Raw genomic sequence first — 3,462 nt, forward strand, 5'->3', positions numbered from 1 at the left:
GTCGGGGTGCCCGTCGGAGTGGTTGTCGGCGTTCCTGTGGGTTGGAGACAGACGGGGGCGTTGATTGTGTTGGTGTCGAGGGTGACGGCGCCGGTCTGCGCCAGGGCGCGGCCTTGGAGGGTTGCGCCGGTGTTCATGGTGATCGAGGTCTGGGCCAGGATGTTGCCCACGAATCGGGTGCCCGTGCCGATCGTGGCCGAGCTGCCCACCTGCCAGTAGACGTTGCAGGGTGAGGCGCCGTTGATGAACACGACGCTGCTGTTGGCCGCCGTGATGAGGGTGGACTCGATCTGGAAGATGAACACTGCTGCCGGGTCGTTCTCGGAGTTCAGGGTCAGGGTGCCGGTCAGTTGGGCGGCACCGATGCGGTACACCCCGGGGGTGAGCGTGGATCCGCCGAGTTCGGCGGGGAGGCTGGTGAACGGGGTCCGGCCGGCGGCGTTGTTGTAGGCGGTGGTCAGGTCGTTCTTGGCTTGTAGGGCGACGTCGTCGGCGAGGTGGATCTCGCCGGCGACGGTGCCTGGGGGGAAGCCGGTGGCGGTGTTGCCGGGGTGGACGCCGAGGCTCTGCGCCAGGAAGCTGTCGCCGGTGTTGGTGACGGTGGAGCCGGCCAGCACGGAGAAGTTCGCCGCTGTCCCCAGGCCGACCGGCGCTGGCTGGGCGCTGGCGCCGGTTCCACTGAGCATCAGCACGGCGGTGGCGGCGCAGGCAGCGGTGCCGGCCGCGAGTGCCGGCAGCACGGCGCGTCGACGACGACGGATTGAAGTGACTGTCACGATGTGGCCTCTCATGGTGTGTCTCCGGCAGGCGCTGCCACGACAGCGACCCCGAGTCCACGCCGAAGTGCAAATATGGGCAATCGGACTTTTACACATCTAAGCCCATAGTGAGGCCAAAACCGACAAAGCGCTCTTGGTGGACAGGGTTGAGCAGTGCAGCAGCGAGGTACAGCAACCGACGACACCGAGCGGTACCGCAGGGCAACGAACATTGACCATCTATGACCAATGAACGGTCAGCTCAGACGGCATCTTGCCGTGTTGATCGACTATGCCCCACCCTTGATCAATGCCGCTGGAAGTGGCGCCGACTGGCCCGCTGACCCGGTCTTCCGGTCGCTCGGGCGCGTAAGGTCGTGCTGGATGCCGGAGAGCGTGGCCTCCAAGCCACATCGAGGCCACGCTCTGCCTGGTCGAGGACGACCTCGTGGGCTCGTCCGGACAGGCTCTACAGCGGGTACGTGCGGGCGACCGCCAGCATCTCCGAGCTGTGCGAGCCGACCACCCCGACGTCCGGCGGGCGGGGTCGGAACCCGGGTATGCCGTCCAGGCCGTCGCTGGCGTCCATCGCGCGCAGCGCCGGCGGCCGGGTGCCGGCCGCCAGCACGAGGGTGACCTCGACCCCCTCCGGTGGCGGGGCGTGGAAGACGATCCCGAAGCCCCAGGTTCCGCCGGTGGCCCGGCCGCCCGGCACCGGCCGGCCGGCAACCACCGCCGACTCAACTTCGGTCGCGCCGTCGACGTGCAGGGTGAGCAGCCGCACCGGGCGCTGTGGGATGATCCGTACCCGCACGGTCTGCTGCTCGGAGGAACGGGTGTCGGCGAGGACCTCCAGCTTCGGCGCGGGCAGGTTCGCCGCCTGCGCCGGCCCGGCCCGCAGCTCGGTGTCGCCGAGCCCGGGGAAGTCGGCGACGGTCGTGGTCGCGTCGACGTACCCGTCGGTCCAGGGCCGTGGGTCGGTCTCGTGGCTGAGCCAGCGGGCCTGGCCGGTGCCGGCGTCGAGGGCGTACATCAGGTGGGTGGGCACGGGGTGGGCGGCGTCGAACCGGTCGACGGCCAGCCCGACCCCGGCGAACACCGCCGCCGCGAGCCCGGCGGCGACGGCCGGGAGCGCGCCGGCCCGGCGGGCCCGGGCCGCGACCAGGCCGCGTCGCCCGCCGGCCTCGGGGTGCAGCAGGTCCACCACCGGCAGCGCGGCCAGCCCGAGCAGCACCGCGAACAGCGCGGCGACACCGCCCATCGCCATGCCGAGCGCCGGGAAGAGCAGCACCACGGTCGGCAGCAGGAGCACAACGGCGACCGCGCCGGCTGCGGTCGCCGCGGCCACCGGCCAGGGGCCGTCGATCCGCGCGCCGAGCGCGATCAACCCGGCCGCAGCGCCGGCCAGGGCCGGCAGGGTCGTCAGGTACGCCCCGCCGGGCACCAGCACCGCGAGCACGACGCCGAATACGGCCAGCCAGCCCAGCCCGCCGATCGCGAGGGCGGCGGGGCCGACCCGGCGCCGGCTCAGCGCGTACCAGGTGAACAGGGTCGCGGCGGCGAGGGCCACCACGGCGAGCCGGTACCAGGTGGGCCGGTACGGGTCGAGCAGCTCGGCGTAGCCGGGCCGGACGGCGGTGACGCCCGCCCAGAGCAGCTGCGCGCCCAGCGGTGCGGCGACGATCGGCACCAGGCCCAGCCCGAACCCGGCGGCGAGCCGCCCGTACGTGGTCCGGCCCCGCCGCCGGGCCCACCAGCCGAGTGCGAGCACGGCCACGAGGGCGGCCACGGCCAGTGGCAGGACCAGCCAGCCGGGGTAGCGGGCCAGCCCGCCGGGGACCGGGAAGTACGTGGCGTCGTGCCCGGCGTCCAGCGCCTCGAGGTCGGCGCGGCCGAACTCGCGGGCCAGGCCCAGCGCGTTGTCGCCGTGCTGCTGGAGGCTGGCCCGGTCCATCGCGGCCGGGGTGTCCAGGGGCGTGTGGTAGATCGCCCCGCCGTCGATGTACGCGGAGTTGAGCCCGACGAAGCCGGCCCGGTCGAGGAACGCGGTGAAGTCGGTGTTGTTGGGCATCGCCCGGTAGATCTCCACCGCGAAGGAGGTGCCGACCGGGTGCGGGGCGGCCCGGCCGAACACGTCGACCAGCCTCGCGTTGTCCCGGGACGTCTCGAACATGATCACCGGGCCGGTGGAGCCGCGGGCCTCCAGGTTGAGCACCACCCCGCCGTCGGCGGCGAGCGGGTGGTCGGCGGCGAACGCGGACGCCCCGCAGAGGCACGCCTCCTCGGCGTCGGTGAGCACGAAGACGACGTCGTTGCGCGGTCGGGGGCCGGCGGTCAGCGCGCGGGCCACCTCCAGGATGGCGGCGGTGCCGGCGGCGTCGTCGTTGCCGCCGGGGCCGGACTGCACCGAGTCGTAGTGGGCGACCAGGAACACCTTCCCGGTCGGGTCGGTACCGGGCAGCCGGGCGACGACGTTGCGGACCCGCGCGAGGGTCGTACCGGCGGCGGCCCCGCTGAGCTGGCCGGCCGCTCGGGCGACGGTGTCCTGCACCGTGGTTTCCAGGCCGAGGCCGCGCAGCACGCCCTCCAGGTGCGCGCGGACCTGGTCGTTGGCCGGGCTGCCGGCCGGGTGCGGCCGGGCCGCGATCGTCGTCACGTTCCGGTACGCCCGGCCGGCGCTGAACTCGTCGGCGGGGGCGTCGGC

General features: G+C 73.3%; 2 protein-coding genes. Both read right to left on the reverse strand.

Annotation, left to right across the window (positions count from 1 at the left end; all coding sequences use genetic code 11):
- Positions 1-776: ice-binding family protein (locus E1258_RS31120; RefSeq protein ID WP_243715802.1), on the reverse strand; the 776-nt coding region annotated here is incomplete at its 3' end.
- A 451-nt stretch (positions 777-1,227) separates the two neighbouring features.
- A partial coding sequence (locus tag E1258_RS31125; protein ID WP_132407380.1) for a M28 family peptidase occupies positions 1,228-3,462 on the reverse strand: 2,235 nt, incomplete at its 5' end.

This window comes from Micromonospora sp. KC207, assembly GCF_004348615.1.
GTDB lineage: Bacteria > Actinomycetota > Actinomycetes > Mycobacteriales > Micromonosporaceae > Micromonospora.